A 21,518-nucleotide genomic window follows, 5' to 3' on the forward strand; every position below is an offset into this window, starting at 1 on the left:
GGATTACTCGTCTGCAGGACGGGTTTCGAGCCATGCCCGAATGGCCCAGAGACCTTCCTGACTGAGGAAGTCGGCCATTTTCGGCATATATGGCACGCCATTACGTACCGCGCCGTTACGTACCCGATAAACGAACCATTCATCGCCATCAAGGCCTGGCTCCAGCATCCGCAGATCCGGTGCAATACCGCCGGAAATGGCATCAAGACCATGACAACGGGCACAGTTCTGAGCGTATGCCGATGCGCCAATTTCGATAGCGCGTGGATTACCACGGTATGGGTTTTCTTCGCGCCATTCGTCGCCAAGCTTCTCAAGACCACTGACGTCAATCGCCTGAGGTGTCACATCTCCGTGCGCCCAGACAGTACCCGACGCTGCCATAAAACCAGCTAATGCGATGCCATGAAGGACAGAACTGAATTTTTTCATTATGAGTACCCGTTTGTTATTTTCTTTGAGCTTATTCTAGGTACGAGTAAAAACGGGCCACAGAACACTTTGGTAGCCGATTTTCAGTACCTTGGTACTAGGAGGGTATTGCCAATAACGGCGGTCTTCAGGGGGAGGCGGCTGGCACTGGGTTGCCATTCATCATAAAACCAGAAGGGAAAGGTGCTGCAATCATCACCGGATAACCACCGACACGACCCGGTCAAATCCAACCGTGACCGCTATCTGGCGGCGTTATAACAGCCTCTGGGGTAAAACCGGGTTCCATTCCGGCAATAACGGCCGCGGCATAACAACAGTACCCGCGCTGCATCACATAGTACGAGAGGCGTAAATGTTGGGTACTTAATGCCTATACCTGTCTCTTGTCGGGTTGCGTAATCTCGTTGAAATAACAGTCCCGCCGATAACAATCAGGCTTTATCCGGGCTTTATTACCATAACAACAATAATCATTTTGCAACGGCGGGATACTATGACAAACGCCCGATTTCATCAGGCTTATGCCTTTTGCCTCTCTCTTTGGTCAATCTGCTCAACCAGGTCAGTCTGCTCAACCGGCTTGACCTGCCTAACATCGGGGCAAAGGTCTGCCCCCACAGGATTACCAACCTTGCTGCTCAGTTGCTGGCTGCTGTCCGTCACCACGATGGTCAACGCCGCGACTCCGGCAGCCGATACCCAATCCATCCAGATTGGTTATCTTGAATTGCAGCACGAGACCCCACCGCTGCTTTCCAATGTTTTGCCCGACCCGCAAGACAATGCCCTGCAAGGGGCGTTGTTGGGTATCAGCGATAACAACGCCGGTGGCCGCTTTCTTGGTCTCGCCTACTCTCTGGAGCAGGCCCGCAGCTATGATGAGGCTGAACTCCTGGCCGCACTCCATCGCTTTCAGCAACAGGGCATCCAGTTGTTGCTGGTGAATGCTCCGGCCCAGACCCTGACAACGATGGCCAACCAGTACCCCGAGCTGCTGTTTTTTAATGTGGGGAGTTACGACGATTCATTACGTCTCAACCAATGTGTGGCCAATGTGCTGCACACTTTGCCCAGCCGCGCCATGCTCACCGATGCCATGGCCCAGTGGCTGATCAGGAAGAAACTGAAAAAATGGTTGCTGATCAGCGGCACTCGTCCGGAAGACAAGGATTACGCCAATGCTGTCCGGCGCTCAGCCAAACGTTTTGGGGGCAAAATTGTCGCCGCAAAAGACTGGACCTTTGATTCTGACCTGCGTCGGTCTGCCCAAACCGAGGTGCCACTATTTACCCAGACCAAAGAGTACGATGCGGTTGTAGTGGCCGATGAAGTTGGCGATTTTGGCGAATTCCTGCTTTATAACACCTGGTACCCGCGTCCTGTCACCGGAACCCAGGGGCTGAAGCCCGTGGGCTGGCATCGTGTTATTGAACAATGGGGAGCGGCACAGCTGCAAAGCCGCTTTGACCGGCAAGCCAGCCGCTGGATGACCGACAAGGATTATGCTGCCTGGGCTGCCATTCGTTCCATTGGCGAATCCCTGTCCCATCAGATTCCTTATTCCGCCACTGATATTCGTAGCCATTTGCTCAGTAGCCGGTTTGAACTGGCGGGCTTCAAGGGCCGCAAGCTGACCTACCGGCACTGGAATGGCCAGCTGCGCCAACCGATTGCGCTGGTGCATCCACGGGCGCTGGTATCCCAGTCGCCGCAGGAAGGTTATCTGCACCCTTATACCGAACTTGACACCCTGGGTTTTGACCAGCCCGAGAGCCAGTGCCGACTGGTCGATCAAGCTGATTAAACCGGCCGCCACTATCTGCACCTGCCCAAATCCGAGGAGCCACAGGATGAATTCCCCTTTTAAACAGCTGTTAGTCTCTGCAGCACTGATCACCCCATTATTGCTGCCGGTCAGCGCCCAGGCGGCGCTGGCTTATGTTTCCAACGAGAAAGACAATTCGCTTTCTATTATTGATCTGGACAGTTTTGCCGTGGTCGACACCATCGAGGTCGGCCAGCGCCCCCGTGGTATCACCTTTAACCATGACTATTCGTTGCTGTATATCTGTGCCAGTGACGATGACACCGTGCAGGTGATGGACGTTGCCACACAACGTATCGTCGCCAGTCTGCCTTCCGGTGAAGACCCGGAGCAGTTTGCCCTTCACCCCGATGGCGACCGCTTGTATATCTCCAACGAAGACAGTGCTCTGGTGACTGTGGTGAACCCGTTAACCCATCTGGTCACCGGCCAGATTGATGTTGGTGTTGAGCCGGAGGGCATGGCCGTCAGCCCGGATGGCAAGTTGGTGGTCAATACCTCCGAAACCACCAGCATGCTGCACTGGATCGATACCAGTACCAACCAACTGATACACAATACCAAGGTCGACCAGCGCCCCCGTTATGTCCAGTTCAGCAAGGATGGCAACCGCCTCTGGGCCAGTGCCGAGATTGGTGGCACGGTATCGGTGATCGACGTTGCCAGTAAGGAAGAGCTCCACAAGATCCGCTTCAATATCCGCGGGATTCATCGCGACAAGGTGCAGCCCGTTGGCGTCAAGCTGACCTCTGACGGCCGTTATGCCTTTGTTGCCCTCGGCCCGGCCAATCATGTCGCGGTGGTGGATGCCAACACCTGGGAGGTGCTCGACTATTTGCTGGTCGGCCGCCGGGTCTGGCATATGGCACTGACGCCCGATGAAAAATTCCTGCTCACGACCAACGGTATCAGTGGCGATGTCTCGGTGATTGATATCGAACGGATGAAGGTCACCAAATCCATCAAGGTAGGACGCTACCCCTGGGGGCTGGCCATCAAGCCAGACTGAGTTATGACGCATTCATCACAGCCGTTAGTGGAAGTCGATCAGCTGGGGCACTGCTACCCTGGCAAACAAGCACTGAAGCAGGTGTCGTTCAATATTCAGGCCGGTCAGTTTCATGCTCTGCTCGGCCCCAACGGCGCGGGTAAAAGTACGCTGTTTGCGCTGATCAGCCGCTTGTTTCAGGTGCAACAGGGTGACATCCGGGTGAATGGCCACAGCTTGCGTCATGCCCCGGCTGCCCTGCTGGGTAATATTGGTATGGTGTTCCAGCAAAGTACTCTCGATCTCGATCTTAGCGTCGAACAGAATCTCGACTACCACGGCTGCCTGCACGGCCTGTCGACGCGCTTGCGCCAGCAGCGTATCGAGGAAGAGCTGGCCCGGGTGGAATTACTCGATGCCCGGCACAAAAAAGTCCGGGCGCTAAACGGCGGCCATCGTCGCCGGGTGGAAATCGCCCGAGCGCTCCTGCATCACCCCAGTTTGCTGTTACTGGACGAAGCCACGGTTGGCCTCGACCCGCACACCCGCGCCAGTCTCAATCGCCATGTCCGTTCGCTGTGTGAACAGCGGCAGGTCACCGTGCTGTGGGCCACCCATCTGATTGAAGAAATATTGCCCATCGATCCTGTCACGCTGCTGCATCAGGGCAGTGTACTGGCCAGTACCTCGGCCCATGCCCTGTGCCAGCAAACCGGTACGACCTCCCTGGTGGAGGCTTTTGAGCAGCTGACTTCCCGCCCACCGCCAACGGATGGAGCCAACCTATGAGCCTGGCCAGTTACTGGTATGCCTTTAGTGGCATTCTCAAACGTGAAAGCTTGCGTTTTATTCATCAGCGCAGTCGCTTTTTCAGTTCATTGGTACGGCCATTGTTGTGGCTGGCGGTTTTTGCCGCCGGTTTTCGGGCGGCGCTAGGGATTTCCATTATCGAGCCTTACGACACCTACATCACTTATGAGGTGTATATCGTCCCCGGACTGGTGGCGATGATTTTGCTGTTTAATGCCATGCAAAGCTCGCTGTCGATGGTATATGACCGTGAAATGGGCAGTATGCGGGTGTTGTTGATGAGCCCGCTGCCCCGCTGGTATTTGCTACTCAGCAAGCTGGTTGCCAGCACTCTGGTCGCCATTCCACAGGTATATGCCTTTCTTGCAATTGCCTGGTTATTCGACGTTGAAGTGCCACAGGTTGGTCTGTTGTGGGTTGCTCCCGCGGTTATACTGACCGGTGTATTACTCGGGGCCATCGGGCTGTTTATATCCAGTTTTATCCGCCAGCTGGAGAATTTTGCCGGAGTGATGAATTTTGTTATTTTCCCGATGTTTTTTATGTCGTCGGCTTTATACCCGCTCTGGAAAATGCAGGAATCCAGTGAATGGCTTTATTGGCTGTGCCGCATAAATCCTTTCTCTTTTTGTGTCGAGCTGATTCGCCATGCGCTGTACGGTAAATTGAACGCTGACGCGCTGTTGGTGGTCAGTGGCTGCCTGATGGTATTTACCTTGCTGGCGGTGCTGACGTTTAACCCGGAACGCGGTCAGATCGGCAAACCCAACCAGCGCTGATCAATACAGACCAACATCTGTCAGTCAGTACCGGATTAATCATGCATCATGCCCTGTCATGCCTGTGACAGGGTCATACGGGTAATCTTGCGCCTCTTCGCGGCACAGCCTCTGTATGCCGTTACCTGCTGTTCTATCAGCCCTCATATCCTTCTTTGTCACAACCGCTCTCACAATCCCTTCACAATCCCTGTCACGACCTCTCTCACAACCGCTTCACAACCGCTTCACAACCGCTTCACAACCGCTCTCACGACCCGCCAGCTTGCTCCAGCTGACTTGCTCCAGTCGGCTTGCAGGCCCGGTGATGATCTCCCTGTATCAAACCTGGTCCTGCTGTATCGCTTCCTGCTGTATCGCTGCTCTGGCTCTGTCGGCTCTGTCACCCGACGCCCGGAGTCCAGTAGATACTGGTCGTGGCGATTCAGGTGAACACTGCGGGTAAGAATTGAATAACAGGCACCCAGACCGATAATCAGGCATTACGGTTATAAACAGCTCATAAAAACAACTGCCATATTATAAAACCAACGATGCACATGTTGACCATAACGATGGTGTATCACCTTGACCTGCTATTTCCGATGAATAAATCAACGGCTCTTTAACCTGTCCAACGGGTCAGATAAGGGCACTTTTACTTTGGTCGTATTGGTTTCGTCAAGCAACGGCAATGCTATTTGCTCCTACCATAAGCAGCCAGCTGGCCGGTCTTTACTGCATATTTTTCATAATTTACATATCCTTGCATTATTCTCACCTCTCAGATTAATGCACCTGAGTGCATATTACTGTTCCACTATTCTGGTTAAAAAATCGACGCAAGTGCAATGAAGCCATTATCCATCCCTGCTACTCACCATGTCGTTGGCGGTTTGTTGCCCCAAAACACTCACGACTTCATGTTTTTTAATACTGCTATCTTGGAACATTGGTGAACTCTGTGCTATACAGTAATCATCAGGAACACCTGAGAGTCTTGCATCTGCTCCTACAGCATAAAAAACCAACAAGGATTGCGTGTTATTGTTTATACACTACGCATTTCTTTGTTTTTTTCTGTGTCTTTTTGCATGTGCAACATTTTTGGTTTTACCTGCCCATATTCACCATTAAACCATCAGAGGTTTGAATGACCGTATCCATTCTCGAAACTAATATCGATGAGCTGATTGAAGCCGAGCAAAAGAAACTTGCCGAATTAATTCAGGCCAAAGCCGATCAGCAAAAAAAATACGCTGCTCTGAATGACATCGCAGAAGCCTTTCAATCAGCATTAACGCAGCACGGTGTTTCCGAGAAAGAGTATTACCAGTACATTGCATCAGATCTGGAAAACTGGATTAAAAGCAATCCAGAAAGCGCTCTGTATGAATCACTGCAAAAACACTTCACCAAAGCGGCGTTAAAGGTACAGAAGACCTCCAGCCTGCCCCTGCCGAAGCTGAAAGTCGGCAAATACCGCAATCCGGCTACCCAGGAAGTTGTGGAGAAGATCAAACGCTCTCCCAAGCTGCTGGATCAATGGATTGAAGAATACGGGTTTGCTGTTGTAAGAACCTGGAAAGAGTAGTCATAACCATACACAGCCGGTAAACCTGCGGGTTGCCGCTGTGTGTGTTTTACTCTCAACAATAGCAGCAGATGTTGTATCCTCTGCTGCTATTGTCTGTTTTAGTACTTGTCCGGTACTTGTCCGGTACTGGTTGTTGAGCCTGTTATGCTGTCTATGTTGTCTGTTGTCTGTTGTCTATGTTGTCTGTTGTTATTCCAGACGGTATTAAGCTTATGAGCTGTTGCCAATAACCTTAAATCACAGCACTTGAATCCCCGCACTTAAATCTCAGCGATGGCATCCAGACTTTCTGGCAAGATCTGCCCACCATCCACAACAATTTGCTGGCCGGTGATATACGATGCTTCATCCGAGGCAAAAAACAATGCGGCATTACCAATATCTTCAACCGCGCCCAGGCGTTTAAGCGGAATGGATGATGCCATACTGTTCAAATACTCTTCTCCCAGATCCGCCAATCCTTCCGTCATAATATTGCCCGGCATAACGGCATTCATCGTCGTGTTGTAACGCGCCAGTTCCATCGCTGCGGTTTTCAGAAAACCCAATTGACCCGCTTTTGATGCACCATAATGTGACCAGCCAGGATAACCGGTTATTGGGCCAGTAATGGATGACGTCACAATAACCCGACCTTTCCCTGCTACTTCAAAGGATGGAATACAGGCTTTTACGCACAGGAATGTACTTTTAAGGTTGGTGTCCATTACCTTGTCCCAATCGTCTGGCTCCAGATCGATCAGTTTGGTCTGTGGGAATATACCGGCATTGGCACACAATATATCAATCTTGCCAAATATATCCGTGGTGGCTGCCACCATTTCCTGTACCGATTGCCAATCGGCTACATCACACTGGCAGAAGGCAGCGATTCCGCCTTCTGCCTCGATTTCAGCAACCGTCCGCTGGGCTTCCTCCTCGCCCCGCGCAGCAATCATTACCTTGGCCCCCTGACGGGCAAAAATCTGCGCAATACCCTTGCCGATACCTTTGGAGCCACCGGTCACGATCACGACTTTGTCTTTGATGGAACTGAACATGATTTTCCCTCGATTTACAGTGAGTTGATACAGCACATCATCTCGGTATACTTTTTCTCTTGCAACATTTTAATTTGCAAGATAAAGATTTTGTCGCTCTAATAACCCGACACCTTGGACATTTCCCGTATCAGAGAGCACACCATGACAGGTATTTACGACGATCAGTTTGTTAATCGGCTACAACAGGGCGTACTACAACTGGCGCCGCGCTGGGGTGCCGGAGCAGAGGCCAGCGTGCGCCTGCTCACCTTGTCGGAAAACGCTACCTTTCTGCTGGAGCAACCAGACAAAGAGCCGTTGGTGATTCGGGTACACCGCCCGGATTATCACTCCCGCGCTGAAATTGCCTCCGAACTGAACTGGATTCAAACCCTGAGAGATAATCAGGTCGTCACGACACCAGCCCTGATACCACTGGATGACGGCTCTTTTATCGCCAGCTTTGATGATCAGGGCCAGACCCGTTACGTCGTTGCCTTTGCCTTTATGCCAGGCACAGAGCCAGATGCCGATGCCAACCTGATTCCCGGTTTTGAACTGCTGGGGGCCACCTCTGCCCGCCTGCATCAGCAAGCCAGTGCCTGGACATTACCACCTGCATTCCAGCGCAAAACCTGGAATTTCGACAGTGCCTTTGGGGCACAACCGCTCTGGGGAGACTGGCGCGCCGCGCCGGGCTTGACGCCTGCAGGTCAAGATACGCTGGAGCGGCTGTGTCAGCGCTTGCAACAACGGCTGGCCAACTATGGAGAAACACCCGACCGCTTCGGGCTGGTACATGCCGATTTGCGGCTGGCCAATCTGCTGGTTAATGACAAGCAGCTGGCGGTTATTGACTTTGATGACTGCGGCTTCAGCTGGTTTATGTACGACTTTGCTGCTGCCATCTCGTTTTATGAAACCTCACCACTGGTACCGGAGCTGCAACAAGCCTGGCTGCGCGGCTACTGTTCCGTACAGCCGTTAGCCGATGAACATATCCAGATGATTCCGGATTTTATTCTGTTTCGTCGTTTGTTACTGACGGCCTGGATCGCCAGCCACCCGGAAACCGAGACCGCTGCCGCTGCCGGACACGAAACCTATACCCAGGGTACCGTCGAACTGGCACAGCAATGGCTGAACCAACAGGAGACCAACCAATGAGCCAGACGGATTCTGCGGTACGCCCGATTCTCGATATGAATGCCTTTGACAGCAGCCAGGCGTCTGCCAACCCCGGTGTTAATCGGCGTTTGAACAATCTGGGAGCGGCTTCGGTACTGTTTTACCGCCAGCCGATTGAAATGGTCTCGGCCCAGGGGTGCTGGATGACGGCCGCTGATGGCCGCCGTTATCTTGATTTTTACAACAATGTGCCCAGTGTCGGCCATAGCCACCCTGCGGTGCTTGAGGCGGTCACCCAACAGCTTTCACGGCTGAATACCAACACCCGCTATCTGGTCGCCGCGGTGGATGATTACCTCGATGCCCTCAAGGCCAGGCTGCCCGGTGATTTATCCAATGTTGTCATGACTTGCTCGGGCAGCGAGGCCAATGACCTCGCCATGCGTGTTGCCCGCAAGGTCAGCGGCGGCAGTGGTTTTATCGTGACCGAAGCGGCTTATCACGGCAATACGGCTCTGGTAACGGAAGTATCCCCGTCGGCTTTTCGCCATGCATCGCTACCCGACCATGTCATAGCGATTGCTCCGCCTTCAACACAAGCATACGGCGACGACATTGCCACCGGTTTTGCCAACGCCGTACGTGATGCAATCCGGACTCTGACACAGCGTGGACATCCACCGGCGGCGTTGCTGGTTGATTCAATCTTTTCTTCGGATGGTGTGTTTGCCCAACCTGCCGGTTTTTTACAAGCCGCCGTTGAGGTTATCCACCAGGCTGGGGGCTTGTATATTGCCGATGAAGTACAGCCGGGTTTTGGCCGCCTTGGTGCTGCCTTCTGGGGCTTTGATTACCATGGCGTCCAGCCAGATCTGGTTACCATGGGCAAACCGATGGGCAATGGCTTTCCGATGGCGGCCATGGCGACTCGACCGGATTATCTGGCAGCTTTCTGTGAGGACACCGGTTACTTCAACACTTTTGGTGGCAACCCGGTAGCGGCGGCGGCGGGACTGGCGGTATTAAATGTGCTGGATCAGGAGGGGCTGCAACATAATGCCCTGGATACCGGCCACTGGTTGCAGCAGCAGTTAACCCAGCTGGCCAACGGGCATGACCGTATAACGGATGTTCGCGGCAGTGGTTTGTTTATTGGTGTGGATATTGGCAGCGTCGATCATCCCGGCCAGCCGGACCCGACGCACACCGTCCAGATCATTAACCGGATGCGTGATGCCGGTGTACTGATTGGTGCCGCCGGTAAACATGCCTCGACCCTGAAAGTGCGCCCACCCTTGTGCCTGACACGCCCGGAAGCGCAGCAATTTGTCGATGCCCTGGCACTGGCTCTCAGTACCGACTGACAGCGGGCAACCGGCTATGAGCGCCGGACTGGTTTGGCCAGCTGGATATCAACACCACCGCTGGCCAATGCCTGGTCAAGCGGGCCTTGCGGGGCGATATCCGTCACCAGTACGTCAATATCGGCCCACTGTGAAAAACGCGCCGTGGCCATACGGTCAAATTTGGAGTGATCTGCCACAATCATATGGCGGCTGCTCTGCCGCAACATACCGGCATACACTTCGGCAGCATCCATCAGGGCATCGGTTGGCCCTGCCGGAGAAATGCCACTGGCCCCGAGAATGGCCCAGTCGACATTATAATCGAGCAGGAATCTCAACGTCTGGGCACCGTGAACGGCCCCTTCTCCGGCATGATAAACCCCCGGCGCCAATATCACTTCAATGGTCGGATTCAGTGACAAGGCGGTCGCAACGCCAAATGAGTGGGTGATCACGGTGATATTGTTCATCTCAAATGCGATCCGTTTGGCTACCTGTACCGTGGTAGCCCCCGACCCCATCATCAGCACGCTGGCACCTTTTAATAACGGCGCGGCGGCCTTGCCAATAACAGCGCGCTCCTCAACGTTGGCCTTGTGTCGCTCCGACAATGCGGGTTCAGCCGGCTGGCGCAGCAAGGCACCGCCATAGGTACGGCTGATCAGCTGTTGCGCTGCCAGTTCTTCCAGGTCCCGCCGGATCGTTTCGGTGGTTACTCCCAGAGCGCCGGATAACTCACTGACCCGCATTGACGGATTGATCGTCAGCTGGTCAATAATGGCCTTGTGGCGGGTGGTTTTCTTGCGCGACATATGGCGTTCCGTGGTTCAGGCGATCAAAAGTTGATTAACAAACAGCATCAACAAACAATAACAATCAACAAACAGGCACTATCAATAAACAATAACGCCCAACAAATAACTATCAACAAACGATAGCCATCAACAAACAATAACTATCAACAAACAGGCAACATCGGTTAACAGGCACTATTAACAAACAATAACGGCCAACCTCTGGAGGCCGCCACTGCGATCAGAGCGGCCTCACAGCATACAACCCAAGCAGCGTTTGCTGATGAGCCGTGATTATTTCATTTCAAAGCCTTTGGAGAACAAAAAATCTTTCATATGGGGCCGTAGTTTCTGGCTGAACATCGGCCGTAATTGCTCCGACCAGTTGGTGATTTTCTTATTACCGGTACGCTGCTGATAATAGGCTTCCATCGCCGCATCAAATTCAGCTATCTGGGCTTCATCCTGGCTGTCATCGTAATAATCCTGCTTCAGGATACTCGCCAGTGGTAAACGGGGTTTGACTTCCGGGTTCTGGGCCGGATACCCCAAACACACACCAAACACCGGGTAGACATGCGCCGGCAATTTCAATAGCTCGCTCACTTCGGCCGGGTTATTACGCAAACCACCGATATAACAGATACCCAATCCTTCAGACTCAGCCGCTACCACCAGATTCTGGGCAATCAATGCTGCATCCGTTGTGGCAACCAGTAACTGTTCTGTCATACCGGTGACGACTTCGGCCCCGGCTCGCTCTGCCGCTCTGAACGCCCGTTTCATATCGGCGCAAAACACCAGAAACTCAGCACAGCTGGCCACATAGGGCTGGCCACCCGATAACGTCACCAGCTGCTCACGATTGGCGCGATCCACTACCCGCACAATGGCATAGGCCTGTACGTGATTGGAGGTCGCAGCGGCCTGTCCTGCTTCGACCAGCGTCTGCAATAATTCATCACTAATGGGCTGATCGGTAAATTTACGAATGGAACGATGGGACTTGAGTAAATCGATAACCGCGTTCATACAACCTCGTGTCGTGTATTGAATACAAAAAATGGACAAGACCAGTACGCAGTTGAACAAATAACGCCATCATTTGCCAATACTGTTGATATCACTTGCCATCATAAAAATAGCGAGACAGTAGCCAGGCGTCCAGCCAGAAGCCGCAATATACGGCCCTCTGCGCTGTTTGTTAGCGACCGCTGACTACAGACCTTGCGAGTGCTGCAGAATGGCCGCAACAATCTGATCCATGCTACTGGCGTCAATATCCGGGCGACGATAAAACGGATGATAAGGAATGCCGGAGCGGTCGATATAGGCGGCTTGCATACCTGCCGACAAGGCTCCATGGGTGTCCCAGTCGTGGGTAGCGACCAGTCGCAAGGACGCGATGGGTTCGGCCAGTTTTTGCGCTGCAAAGTGATATACCGCCGGGTCCGGTTTGAAACTGCCCGTTTCTTCTACCGATATAATCTCATCAAAACAGCTTTCCAGACCGGCGTTTTTTATCTGATTGGCTATCAGGGTTAATGAAGAATTGGAAAAGGCCACGGTGCGAAAACCATGGCTCCGCAGTGTTGCCAGTGCCGGTTTTATATCCGCATGAGGACGCAGGCTGGCGAAACCGGCCAATAGTTTGGCCCGCAGGTCATCGGTCAGGGTAATGCCATAACGCACAGCCACAGAGTCCAGCATCGCGGCGGATAATTCAGCAAAGTTGGTGCTGACTTTGGTGGCGATACACACGTTTGAGGAGTGCAGCAGTAACGAAAACCATAACGGCAAGGCACTCTCGTGGCCAAAGACCTCGGTAAAGCCGGGTTTCAGGGCACTCAGGTCCAATACGGTTTCGTTAATATCAAACAGGATGGTTTTGTTATTCATATTTTCTCACTGGTTATACCACGCTCCAGGCGCAGGAGATGGCCAGGTTTGAGGCAACGGTTTGTCCATCAGATACAGATTATCCGCAGATTCAGACAACCATACCTGGCTGCCTGAATCACTTATCAGCGTCGACTTTTTATGTTATGCCCTTATGCACCGGTATTGTTAACCGTACTTTCGTCTCCGGATAACTTATCCCCGGACACAACCCTGGCTGACTCATTATCCGTACGATCACCATACTGGATACGACTGACCTCCGCCAAATCCAGTAATTCCCGCAGAGCCACGGTCAACATGGCAAATTCCACCACATCAGCGCTTTGTAATTCCGCCAGCATACCTTGCCAGCGACCAAACATCAGAGCCTGCTCACCTTGCCAACGTTGTAACGCCTCCATCAGGGTTTCGTCAGCGGTTTTACTGGCCAGAATGGCAATCGTCAGTGAGCGCTGTTGCCAGTCCAGATCATCGCGCAGACTTTCTCTGGCCAGAGCTTCCCAATGGCTGTTGGTCGGCAGGGTGTTGATTTGTTGCCCGACCCAGTTGAGTGACAAGTGTTCACCAATATCGAAGTACGCCGCCGCCACTTCCGCAAAGGTGCGGTCGGTTTCGGTGGCGGCTTCAATAATGCCGAGGGCTGAGTACAGATTGATGGCACCCACCGTGTAGCTGGCCAGACTCTGGGGGACACCCCGGTCAACCCGGGCCTGATAGCTGCGTTGCCAGCGCTCCAGGGATGAACCCCGCAATATATCTCCCAGATTGGCGGCAATATCTTCCACCGCTGGCCCAAAAGCGGCCACTTCGTTGGCAATATCAATGGTCGAGCGACGATTTCGCAAGAACCAGCGGGTCGCACGGCGTACCAGCCGCATTAATTCCGCCATCATGTCTTCCTGGATATCAGTACCGATTTGATAATCCAGTTCGTTGATCTGCAACCAGTGTTTTTCCAGCGCAAAAATATCCCGGGCGGCAACGTAAGCACGGGCAATATCGGCAATGCTGGCACCGGTAGATTTATGCAGCCGGTGCATAAAGGTGATGCCCATATAGTTGACCATATCGTTGGCCAGCTGGGTGGCGATGATTTCCTGGTGCAGGCGATGTCGTCCTAACTGCTCGCCAAAACGTTTGTCCAGCGCCTGTGGAAACGCCGTGGTCAGAATCTCGGCCACATAAGGGTCGGCGTAAATGTCCGGGCAGTTCAGCTGTTCTTTCAGATCGGCCTTGGTATAGGAAATCAGTACCGACAACTCGGGCAAGGTCAGGCCAGAGCCGGAGTTCTTGCGCTCGTTAAGCTGATCGTCATCGGGCAAAAATTCCAGCGCCCGGTTGAGTTTGCCCTGGCTTTCGTAGGCTTTCATCAGGCGGCTGTATTCGTCCAGCCGGGTCATGCAGTCCTTGTAGGCCAGCGAAATAGCCTGGGTCTGACGGTAATTGTTCGCCAGCACCAGCTCGGCGACATCGTCGGTCAACTCCATAAAAATGGCATTACGCTGCTTGCGGGTGAGGTCGCCGTTATCAAGCACCTCGTTCAGCATGATCTTGATATTCACTTCGTGGTCGGAGCAATCCACTCCACCAGCGTTATCGATAAAGTCGGTATAGCTGGCTCCCCCCTGCTCGGCAAATTCAATCCGCCCCAGTTGGGTTACTCCCAGGTTGCCCCCTTCCCCAATGACCTTGGCGCGTACTTCTTTGCCGTCGATACGCAGGCTGTCATTGGCCTTGTCGCCGACTTCGGAATGGCGTTCGCTACTGGCTTTGATATAGGTACCAATGCCACCATTCCACAGCAGATCCACCGGAGCCTTGAGCAAGACCCGAATAAAATCATTGGGCGCCATACGATCCTGGGTAATGCCAAAGCGCTGTTTCATCGGCAAGGATATGGCAATACTTTTGGCGGAACGCAAAAAGACACCGCCGCCTTTTGAAATCAGCTGGCTGTTGTAGTCCGCCCAGGAAGATCGTGGTAATTCAAACAGACGCTTGCGTTCTGCAAAGCTGGCTTTCGCATCCGGCGTCGGGTCGATAAAAACATGCATATGGTTAAACGCCGCCACCAGGCAAATATGCTCCGATTGCAACATACCGTTGCCAAATACATCCCCGGCCATATCCCCAATACCAACGACCGTCACATCCTGCTCTTGCACGTTATGGCCACGTTCGCGAAAATGCCGCTGTACTGACACCCAGGCACCCCGGGCGGTGATGCCCATTTTCTTGTGGTCATAACCAATCGAGCCACCAGAGGCAAAGGCATCTCCCATCCAGAAGCCGCGACTGACGGCGATCTCGTTGGCGATATCCGAAAATGTTGCGGTCCCCTTGTCGGCCGCCACCACCAGGTAAGGGTCATTACCATCGTGGCACACAACCCCTTCCGGTGAGCAGGGTTGACCCTCAACCAGGTTGTCGGTGACATCCAGCAGTGCACTGACAAAAATCTTGTAACAGCGGATACCTTCTGCCATAACGGCATCACGGCCACCGTCCTTGGGCAGCTGCTTGGCAACAAAACCCCCTTTGGCTCCGACCGGCACAATCACGGCATTCTTGACCTGTTGCGCCTTGACCAGTCCCAGCACTTCGGTACGGAAATCATCAATACGATCAGACCAGCGCAAGCCGCCACGAGCCACCTTGCCGCCACGCAGGTGCACCCCTTCTACCACGGGTGAGTAAACAAAAATCTCGAACATCGGCTTCGGCAACGGCATATCACCGATCAAGTCCGGGTTCATTTTCAGGGCGATATAGGGCTTGGTCTGGCCGTCGTCATCCAGTTGGAAAAAGTTGGTGCGCAAGGTGGCCTTGATCAGCTCACAGTAACGACGAATGGTGCGATCTTCATTAAGCTGGCGCACGTCATCCAGACTGTCGAGTATTTGCTGTTCAATTCTGCCGGTATCGGTCTCCCGCTGTTCGGCACCGTCCTGATCCAGACCAAAACGGCTATGAAACAGTTTCACCAACAAGGTGCTGAGCGGGATATAACGACACAGGGTTTCGGCAATATAGGATTCCGATATGCCAAAACGAATCTGTTTCATATAACGGGCGTAGGCCCGCAACAAGGCAATATCTTTCCAGTCCATCTGGGCACCCAATACCAGCCGGTTAAAGGCGTCGTTCTCTGAGCGACCTTCCCAGGTAGCACGGAACGAATCCTGAAACAGGTTTTTGACATCGGTAATACTGATGCTGTCGGCCAGGGTATATTGCAGCAAAAAGTTGTGAATCCAGACGACTTCGCCATTCTGGCAAACTATCTCGTACGGGTGTTCGCCCAGTACCCGCAACCCCAGGTTTTCCAGTACCGGAATCACATCCGACAGCGGCAGAATCGAACCACGATGAAACAGTTTGAAACGCAAGTGGTCGCCATTTTCTTCCAGCTGACGGTAAAAACTCATCGACAGCTGGCCAGGCTGCTGTTTCAGCAAGGATTCCATATGCTGGATATCGGCCACCGCCGTACGGGCGCCAAAACTTTCCCGATAACCGGCCGGAAAGGCGGTGCGGTAGGTGTGATACTGGCGATTGCCCAGCTCTTCTCCTACCTGTTCAATCAGCGCATCATGCAAATCATCCGGCCACGAGCGCACCACCTGACGGATTTTGCGTGATACCCGGGCATCGTCAAAGCTGTTGTCGCGCTCCGGATCAAGCCGCAAGGTGTACTGCGCCCGCGCCAGTACCGACTCAGAAAAATAGGTTGTTGATTCAATATCTTGCGGCTCGAATTCGGCCTGTAACACCCCTTCGATCCGTTGCCGCAGTTCGGTGTTGTAAATGTCCCGCGGCACATACACCAGGCAGGAAACAAACTTGCTGTAGGTGTCACGACGCAAGTAAACCCGGGTCTGGCGCCGTTCCTGGATATTCAGAATACTGATGGCGGTCTTGTACAGCTGTTCCGCCGATGACTGGAACAACTCATCACGGGGGTACACTTCCAGAATACGATCCAGCTCTTTGCCGCTGTGACTGCCGGCGTCAAATCCCGCCTGCGCCCGTACTTGTGCCAACTTGTTACGAACGATAGGGATATTGTTCGGGCTTTCGATATACACCATGGAGGTATACAGCCCCATAAAACGCACGCCGCCAATGACCTCACCATCGTCGTTATAACGTTTAACCACCACATAATCAGGGTATACCGGACGATGAACACGACTGCGAACGCCGGATTTCATAAAACTGACCGGGCAACGGCCGGTAATAAATTCCTGAATTTCGTCCGACAAGTCGTGCAGCTTCAGCCGCGTCCGGTCGGTCTTGTTGCGAAACAGGAATGAGCCCAACCCCTGTTCACTGTCGCGCACCACAAAGCGGTCGTCGCCTTTCTGTTCAAAATGGAATTCATCCGAAGCCAGAAAGGTAAAGTGGCCTTTTTCCAGCCATTGCAGAAAGGCCAGCCCCTCTTCGGCACCCTCCACCTGAACACTGGCCAGGTGGTCGCTCACGACGTGAAGCCGCTGGGTAATGGCAGCAAAGCTGTCGACGCAACAGCGAACTTCTTCCAGCACCGAATGCAGCGATTCGGTCAGGTGTTGCAGCACGGCCTTGTCGGAGTGATGATCAAACTCAATATAGATAATGGCTTCAGCTACCTTGCCCTGACCCGGCTGGCTCCAGTCGGATTCGGTATTCAGATGGCCATCGCGATCCCGCGTAGCATGCAGCACACAGTACTGGATGGTATGCAGCGACATCTGATGGGCGTTCAGTTGCATCCGCACGGAATCCACCAGAAACGGCATGTCCTGACACACCACTTCCACCACAGTGTGTAACGACTGCCAGCCGTGATTCTCATGATCCGGGTTAAATACCCGTACCTTGACTTCATTGGCTTGCCGCTGCTGAATAAAATGCCAACTCGACAGGGTCGCCCCGTACACATCGGCAATCGGACGCACAAGCCATTCGTCGACCGGTGCGTTAGCGTAATAAATATCGGCAAAACGGCTTAATACCGCGGCCTGGGTGGGTGAATTGCGGTCCATAATCGTGTTGTGCAAGGCAGTCAGCATGGGAACTATCCAATTCGGTCGTCATGTTTACTTCAGAGTAACATTGCTGACAATTAGTTGCGTGATATCCGTGCTACTAACCATCCGATCGCCGCAGTGATTCTTGCACTGCGCTTGAACTTACTGCATCTGCCCCCATCTGAGCGACAGCGTCATCGACTCTCGCCAGTCATCCATGGCCGCTCTGATTGCTTTGAATCGTAATATGACAGGAATATTCCATGACCCAGCAAGAAGGATTTCAACGTCTTCGTACCACTTTGCAGCGCCAGATTATTGGCCAGCCTCATCTGGTTGACCGTTTGCTGATTGCTCTGCTCAGTGATGGACATCTGTTAGTGGAAGGTGCTCCGGGGCTGGCCAAAACCAAGGCCATCAATGCCCTGGCGCAAAACATGGAAGGCGATTTCAAACGTATCCAGTTCACTCCGGACTTGCTGCCCGGTGATATTACCGGCACCGAAATTTACCGCCCCGAGCACCATAATTTTGAGTTTCAGCCCGGGCCGATTTTCCATAACCTGATTCTGGCCGACGAAATCAACCGCGCACCAGCCAAGGTGCAAAGCGCCTTGCTCGAAGCCATGGCCGAACGGCAAGTAACCGTTGCCGGTGTCACCCGGCCATTACCGGCGCTGTTTTTGGTAATGGCCACCCAGAACCCGATTGAGCAAGAGGGCACCTACCCACTGCCCGAAGCCCAGCTCGACCGTTTTATCATGCATGTCCGGATCGATTACCCGGATGCCGACGCCGAGCTGAAAATCCTGCGGCTGGCCCGCGGCGAAGCCATGGATAACCCAACCGACGCTCTGCCAGCCTTGAGCCAGCAAGATATTCTCAGCGCCCGCCAGGCAGTGTTGTCGTTACATATGAGCGAAGCCGTTGAGCAATATATTGTGCAACTGGTGATGGCCAGCCGGAACCCCGACCGTTACAACGCCGAGCTGGCCAACTGGATTGAGTACGGCGCCAGTCCCCGTGGCACCATCGCGCTTGAACGCTGCGCCCGCAGTCACGCCTGGTTACAGGGCCGCGATTACGTCAGCCCGGATGATGTCCAGGCAGTCGCCCACGATGTTCTGCATCATCGCCTGATACTGAGCTTTGAAGCTGAAGCCAGCGGCAAAACGACCGATCAGGTGATCGATACGCTGCTGTCCCTGGTTCCCGTGCTCTGACAGGCAGACTCTCATGCGCTATTCCAACGACCCGACCCTGAGCCTGTTTCATCACGGCAGTCAGCTCAACCCTGCCCAGCTGATTCGTCTCAGCCAGCTGGCTCGCCATATCCCGTTAAAAAAACAGCAACGGATACTCAGCAGTCGGGCAGGCAACCATGTATCACGGGTTAAAGGACGTGGCCTCGACTACGCCGAAAACCGCCAGTATCTGCCCGGTGATGATATTCGGGCGATGGACTGGCGCGTCACGGCCCGGACGGGTAGCCCACATATCAAGGTCTATCAGGAAGAAAAAGAACGGCCGGTCCTGCTGGTCACTGACTTGCGTGCCAGCATGAATTTTGGCAGTCGCCGCACGCTGAAACAGTTGTTAGCTGCCGATCTGACGGCCCTGCTGGGCTGGGCTGCCATCGCAGAAGGCAGTCGCCTTGGTGCCCTGCTGTTTAATGATAACGACGAACTCGATCTGCGGCCCAAGCCAGGTCGGCGTCAGCAACTGCACATTATCAACAGTCTGGCGACCCTGTACGACACCCGGCCACCGGGCAGTCATGTTCCAGCTTCAGCCCCGGCGTCACCCCAGCAACGAATCACCGATATGTGCCTGCATTTACGCCGTATCGCCAAGCCCGGCAGCAGTATCTACTTTATCAGTGACTGGCACGGCATGAATGCCGATGCCGAAGCACAGCTGTTCACCCTCAGTCGCCATTGCGACCTGACGGCGATCCAGATTTATGACCCACTTGAAGCCCGCTTGCCAGCCAGCGGCTGGCTGACGCTGACCAATGGCCAGCGCCGTGACCTGATTAACAGCTCCTCACAACGCCAGCAGCACAGCCACCAGCAACGCTTTGAGCAGCAGCAACAGCAATTGCAGCAACATATGCTGCGGCTGCAGATGCCCTTGTTGACCCTGTCAACCGCCGACGAGCCGTTACCGAGCCTGCTGGCCGGGTTGGGTTTAACCAAAGTCACAGGAGGTTAACCATGGCAACCAGCCCTACCCTACCAGCCGCAACCAACCCACTGGCCAGTCCGGCTCCCTCACTGCCACTGGCCGACATTCACTTGCCCGATCCAGTGTCAAGCTGGCCCGCACCGGGATGGTGGCTGCTGGGACTGGTTGTACTGGTCGCCGTCGCGGTGGCTTGCTACGTCGGCTACCAGCAATTATGGCGACCGTACCGGCAGCGGCAAAAACAGCGGGCCATCCAGCAGGCTTTGCAGGCCCGGCTGCAACAGGCCAGAGCCGACTGGCACCAGCATCAACAGGCCGGGCGTTATATTGCCGACCTGCAAACCACACTGAAACTCTGGTGTCGGCATTACGCCCCAGAGGCAATGACGTTACATGGCGCGGCCTGGCTCACTTTTTTACAAGGTCGCCAGGCGGAATCTCTTTTCGACAGCAGCGACAGTCGCTTGCTACAGCACGGGCATTACGCGCCGCTCACTGATATTCGTGACGAACAACTGGACACCTTATACCAGCATCTGACTCACTGGCTGGCCAACGCTACAGCCCCGGAAGCAGCCCCAGAAACAGCGCCGCAAACGATTCAGGAAACGACCGCCACTCGTCCTATCCCCCGGCAACAGGAGTCACGCGGATGAACTGGTTTTCACTTGATGCCCTGGCTTCACTGGAATGGTACTGGCCCTGGGCCTTTGTACTGTTGCCGCTGCCATTACTGATCCGCTTCCTGCTCCCGGCCATCAAGCCGGAACAGGCTGCCCTGCGCGTCAGCCAGCTGGATGACTGGACTGGCCAACACAGCAATGATCAACAGCGCCACACCAGTGCCTGGCTGGTTCTGGCGAGTATCAGTCTGATCTGGTGTTTGCTGGTAACGGCCCTGGCGCGACCTTATCAACTGGGTGATGCTGTTGCCCTGCCCACCAGCGGTCGAGACCTGTTATTGGCCGTCGATATTTCCGGCAGCATGCAACGTGAAGACATGGTGATTAATGGTCAGCAGGTTGATCGCCTGAGCGCCGTTAAAAACGTCGTGGAGCAGTTTATCGATCAACGTCAGGGCGACCGGCTGGGTCTGATTCTGTTTGGTTCCAACGCCTACATCCAGACGCCACTGACCTTTGACCGCCAGACCGTACGCCAGTATCTGTTGGAAGCCCAGATTGGCCTCGCCGGTGAGCAAACCGCGATTGGTGATGCCATTGGTCTTGGCATCAAACGCCTGCTCAGTCATCCCGCCGACAGCCGGGTAATGGTGTTGCTGACCGATGGGGCCAATACCGCCGGCGAAATCGAACCATTACGTGCCGCTGCCCTGGCCGCTGACAACCAGGTACGGATCTACACCATTGCCCTGGGAGCCGACTCCATGGTGGTACCCGGCCTGTTTGGTAATCGTCGGGTCAACCCGTCCCGCGATCTGGATGAGCCCACTCTGACCGAGATCGCCCGACAAACCGGCGGGACTTTCTTTCGTGCCCGTAATATCGACGAGCTGAACCAGATTTACGGGCTGATCGACCAACTGGAACCAACCGAAAAAGACCCGGAAATATTCCGGCCACAACGCAGCCTGTACGACCAGCCGCTAGGACTGGCGCTGGTGTTATCGCTGTTACTGGCGCTGGCACGCAGCGTTGATTTTATCGCGCTGCAGCAGCGGCTGCGCCATGCCGGTTCACGAGGTAAATAGCCG

17 protein-coding genes are annotated in these 21,518 nt (G+C 54.0%); 11 read left to right on the forward strand and 6 right to left on the reverse strand.

Annotated elements, in window-relative coordinates:
• Positions 1-3: 3 nt before the first annotated feature.
• Complete coding sequence (gene pedF, locus Q8W24_RS05765; RefSeq protein WP_303434003.1) at positions 4-432, reverse strand: cytochrome c-550 PedF; 429 nt, start codon at positions 430-432, stop codon at positions 4-6.
• Positions 433-1,066: 634 nt separating this feature from the next.
• On the opposite strand from pedF, the gene Q8W24_RS05770 reads away from it, so the two are divergent.
• From Q8W24_RS05770 to Q8W24_RS05790, 5 genes are all read left to right on the forward strand, one after another.
• A complete protein-coding gene (locus tag Q8W24_RS05770) occupies positions 1,067-2,239 on the forward strand; it encodes an ABC transporter substrate-binding protein (RefSeq protein ID WP_305414842.1) in 1,173 nt (390 codons plus the stop codon).
• 46 nt (positions 2,240-2,285) lie between these two features.
• Positions 2,286-3,269 (forward strand): YVTN family beta-propeller repeat protein, encoded by a 984-nt coding sequence (locus Q8W24_RS05775; protein WP_305414841.1) that lies wholly within the window; start codon positions 2,286-2,288, stop codon positions 3,267-3,269.
• A 3-nt stretch (positions 3,270-3,272) separates the two neighbouring features.
• Positions 3,273-4,037, forward strand: coding sequence for an ATP-binding cassette domain-containing protein (locus Q8W24_RS05780; RefSeq protein WP_303434006.1), 765 nt, complete (start codon positions 3,273-3,275; stop codon positions 4,035-4,037).
• On the forward strand, positions 4,034-4,837 hold the full coding sequence (locus tag Q8W24_RS05785; protein WP_370693308.1) for an ABC transporter permease: 804 nt from the start codon (positions 4,034-4,036) through the stop codon (positions 4,835-4,837). The genes Q8W24_RS05780 and Q8W24_RS05785 overlap by 4 nt, the downstream gene beginning before the upstream one ends.
• Positions 4,838-5,969: 1,132 nt before the next feature.
• Positions 5,970-6,410, forward strand: a complete 441-nt coding sequence (locus Q8W24_RS05790) for a hypothetical protein (protein ID WP_303434007.1) — start codon at positions 5,970-5,972, stop codon at positions 6,408-6,410.
• 263 nt (positions 6,411-6,673) lie between these two features.
• On the opposite strand, the gene fabG is transcribed toward Q8W24_RS05790, so the two are convergent.
• Positions 6,674-7,453, reverse strand: coding sequence for a 3-oxoacyl-ACP reductase FabG (fabG, locus tag Q8W24_RS05795; protein WP_305474689.1), 780 nt, complete (start codon positions 7,451-7,453; stop codon positions 6,674-6,676).
• A 144-nt stretch (positions 7,454-7,597) separates the two neighbouring features.
• Between fabG and Q8W24_RS05800 the strand changes: the two genes are divergently transcribed.
• Together Q8W24_RS05800 and Q8W24_RS05805 are read left to right on the forward strand one after the other, a co-directional pair.
• On the forward strand, positions 7,598-8,602 hold the full coding sequence (locus Q8W24_RS05800) for a phosphotransferase enzyme family protein (RefSeq protein WP_305474691.1): 1,005 nt from the start codon (positions 7,598-7,600) through the stop codon (positions 8,600-8,602).
• Positions 8,599-9,927, forward strand: a complete 1,329-nt coding sequence (locus tag Q8W24_RS05805; RefSeq protein WP_303434010.1) for an aspartate aminotransferase family protein — start codon at positions 8,599-8,601, stop codon at positions 9,925-9,927. Before Q8W24_RS05800 ends, Q8W24_RS05805 begins: the two co-directional genes overlap by 4 nt.
• A gap of 14 nt (positions 9,928-9,941) precedes the next feature.
• On the opposite strand, the gene Q8W24_RS05810 is transcribed toward Q8W24_RS05805, so the two are convergent.
• The 4 genes from Q8W24_RS05810 to Q8W24_RS05825 all read right to left on the reverse strand — a co-directional run bounded on the left by Q8W24_RS05810 (position 9,942) and on the right by Q8W24_RS05825 (position 17,659).
• Positions 9,942-10,721, reverse strand: a complete 780-nt coding sequence (locus Q8W24_RS05810) for a DeoR/GlpR family DNA-binding transcription regulator (protein WP_303434011.1) — start codon at positions 10,719-10,721, stop codon at positions 9,942-9,944.
• A gap of 276 nt (positions 10,722-10,997) precedes the next feature.
• Positions 10,998-11,735 (reverse strand): oxygen-insensitive NADPH nitroreductase, encoded by a 738-nt coding sequence (nfsA, locus tag Q8W24_RS05815; protein ID WP_305474692.1) that lies wholly within the window; start codon positions 11,733-11,735, stop codon positions 10,998-11,000.
• A 186-nt stretch (positions 11,736-11,921) separates the two neighbouring features.
• On the reverse strand, positions 11,922-12,602 hold the full coding sequence (locus Q8W24_RS05820) for a haloacid dehalogenase type II (RefSeq protein ID WP_305474694.1): 681 nt from the start codon (positions 12,600-12,602) through the stop codon (positions 11,922-11,924).
• A gap of 152 nt (positions 12,603-12,754) precedes the next feature.
• Positions 12,755-17,659 (reverse strand): NAD-glutamate dehydrogenase, encoded by a 4,905-nt coding sequence (locus Q8W24_RS05825; RefSeq protein ID WP_305474697.1) that lies wholly within the window; start codon positions 17,657-17,659, stop codon positions 12,755-12,757.
• A gap of 221 nt (positions 17,660-17,880) precedes the next feature.
• On the opposite strand from Q8W24_RS05825, the gene Q8W24_RS05830 reads away from it, so the two are divergent.
• From Q8W24_RS05830 to Q8W24_RS05845, 4 genes are read left to right on the forward strand one after another with little or no spacing between them, the layout of a single operon-like run.
• Positions 17,881-18,840: a MoxR family ATPase gene (locus Q8W24_RS05830; protein WP_303434015.1), complete on the forward strand. Its 960-nt coding sequence runs from the start codon at positions 17,881-17,883 to the stop codon at positions 18,838-18,840.
• A gap of 13 nt (positions 18,841-18,853) precedes the next feature.
• Positions 18,854-19,831 (forward strand): DUF58 domain-containing protein, encoded by a 978-nt coding sequence (locus Q8W24_RS05835; protein ID WP_305474699.1) that lies wholly within the window; start codon positions 18,854-18,856, stop codon positions 19,829-19,831.
• 2 nt (positions 19,832-19,833) lie between these two features.
• Positions 19,834-20,460, forward strand: a complete 627-nt coding sequence (locus Q8W24_RS05840) for a DUF4381 domain-containing protein (RefSeq protein ID WP_305474701.1) — start codon at positions 19,834-19,836, stop codon at positions 20,458-20,460.
• Positions 20,457-21,515: a VWA domain-containing protein gene (locus tag Q8W24_RS05845; protein ID WP_305451324.1), complete on the forward strand. Its 1,059-nt coding sequence runs from the start codon at positions 20,457-20,459 to the stop codon at positions 21,513-21,515. Before Q8W24_RS05840 ends, Q8W24_RS05845 begins: the two co-directional genes overlap by 4 nt.
• Positions 21,516-21,518 lie beyond the last annotated feature (3 nt).

The organism is Oceanobacter sp. 4_MG-2023, assembly GCF_030689165.1.
In the GTDB taxonomy this organism is placed as follows: domain Bacteria; phylum Pseudomonadota; class Gammaproteobacteria; order Pseudomonadales; family Oceanobacteraceae; genus Oceanobacter.